The sequence below is a fragment of the Bartonella queenslandensis AUST/NH15 genome, assembly GCF_000312585.1.
GTDB classification, from domain to species: Bacteria; Pseudomonadota; Alphaproteobacteria; order Rhizobiales; family Rhizobiaceae; genus Bartonella; species Bartonella queenslandensis_A.
The window spans coordinates 1-500 of the sequence record NZ_HE997975.1; the positions used below are offsets into that span (position 1 = coordinate 1).

Consider the following 500-nt stretch of genomic DNA (forward strand, 5'->3'; position numbering starts at 1 on the left):
GGCTTCAAATCCATTTCTTCTCATATAATGTGCCATACTCTTTTCAGCAAGGGGACCTCGACCGGTTGCAGAAAAGAAGAAATCATTGCGAGAAAGCAAGCGTGCTTGTTTCAAAATTTCTAATGCTTCTGTTGATAGAGGCACGCGAAACTCTTCTGTAGCATCACGTCTTCCTTTCATATTTTCAGCAGGGATTGTCCATAGATCACCCTCAACCTGATCTTTATGGATATGACATAAAGGACGTGTACGAACACCTGTCAGAATAAGCAAACGCAAAGCCAGTTGCGTCATGGTTGTTTTTTGGCAAAGTGTTTGATAAAAAGCCGGCACATCTTTCCAATCCATTGCAGGCACATTAATAGCTTTATGGCGTTGTTTTCCTAAGAGTGCACGTGCTTTTTCTACTGCTTGTAAATCAACATCCAAACCCAAAGCAGCCGCATGTTTGAGACAAAGATTAAGACGGTTCAGTGCTTTACGCGCTGTATCAGCTTTTG

General features: G+C 42.2%; 1 protein-coding gene. It reads right to left on the reverse strand.

Annotation, left to right across the window (positions count from 1 at the left end):
* A partial coding sequence (locus BN338_RS00280) for a tyrosine-type recombinase/integrase (protein ID WP_156809209.1) occupies positions 1-500 on the reverse strand: 500 nt, incomplete at both ends.